Annotated in this window: 1 protein-coding gene and 1 other annotated feature; the gene reads right to left on the reverse strand. The window is 56.8% G+C overall.

Annotation, left to right across the window (positions count from 1 at the left end; genetic code table 11):
- Positions 1 to 39: 39 nt before the first annotated feature.
- Positions 40 to 1,265, reverse strand: a protein-coding gene (locus tag Q1A52_RS22830; protein ID WP_300020163.1) for an IS3 family transposase whose coding sequence is annotated in 2 segments (ribosomal slippage) — positions 40 to 977 and positions 977 to 1,265 — 1,227 coding nt in all. Because the reading frame shifts where the segments join, the coding sequence is not laid out codon by codon here.
- Positions 868 to 984 (reverse strand) — a sequence feature (AL1L pseudoknot). Its footprint overlaps the gene before it by 117 nt.
- Positions 1,266 to 1,318: the final 53 nt, after the last annotated feature.

Here is a 1,318-nt window from a genome sequence, read left to right on the forward strand (position 1 = left end):
TGAACCGCGCCGGTTTTTTCTGAGGCTGATTTGTCTTAGTTACGCGGCCATGTCTGATCTTTCCATAGCGGCGTAGAAGTCTGCTTCGGCTTCTGCTGGCGGAATATTTCCGATGGGCTCCAATAGTCGGCGGTTGTTGAACCAGTCCACCCATTCCAAGGTGGCGTATTCGACAGCGTCGAAGCTGCGCCACGGTCCTCGCCGATGTATGACTTCGGCCTTGAACAGCCCGTTGATCGTCTCGGCCAGTGCGTTGTCATACGAATCTCCGACACTGCCAACAGACGGGGCGATCTTCGCCTCAGCCAATCGCTCGGTGTACTTGATAGACAAATATTGCGATCCGCGGTCCGAATGATGCACCAGTTGGTCTTGGGCCGGTCTGCGTTGGTGAATGGCTTGCTCCAACGCATCAAGAACAAAGCCTGCAGTCGCCGAGCGACTGACACGCCACCCAACAATGCGACGCGCAAAGACGTCGATGACGAAGGCCACGTAGACGAACCCCTGCCATGTCGCGACATAGGTGAAATCACTCACCCACAGCACGTTCGGCGCGGGCGCATGGAATTGGCGGTTCACCTTGTCCAATGGGCACGGCAGCGCCTTGTCTGGGATCGTTGTCTTTGGCTTCTTGCCGCGTACAACACCCTCGATACCGATGTCTTTCATCAGCCGTGCGACCGTGCAGCGTGCGATATCAAAGCCCTCCCGCCGCATCTGGTGCCAGACCTTGCGCACGCCATAGACGCCAAGGTTCTCCTCAAAGACGCGCTCGATCTCGGGCTTCAGTTCTTCGTCACGCTTGGCACGATCCGAAAGGCGGGACGGGTCAGCGCGCTTTGCCAAATGGTCATAGAGCGTGGAAGGGGCAATCGGCAGCACGCGGCAGATTGGCTCGACCCCATGATCACCCCGATGATCTTCGATGAACTGGATCATCGTTTGAATGGGCGGTCGAGCTCCGCCTGGGCAAAATATGCAGACGCTTTGCGCAAGATCTCATTGGCCTGCTTTAGTTCGCGAACCTCGCGTTCCAAAGCCTTCATCTTTTCTGCCTGCTCGGTCGTGACGCCGCCGCCTTGGCCAGTATCAACTTCGACCTTCTTGACCCATTCGTTTAGCGTTTGCGGCGCGCAGCCAATCTTCGATGAAATCGACAGGATCGCAGACCACCGGGTGTCATGCTGACCTTGATTGTACAAAACCATCCGTACGGCACGTTCGCGCACTTCTGGTGAATACTTGTTCGTTGTCTTCGTCATGATGCTCCATCCTACTCATGAGTTGGAGCCTCCGGCAAACCCGGCGCGGTTCA

The organism is uncultured Roseobacter sp. (assembly GCF_947488185.1).
In the GTDB taxonomy this organism is placed as follows: domain Bacteria; phylum Pseudomonadota; class Alphaproteobacteria; order Rhodobacterales; family Rhodobacteraceae; genus Roseobacter.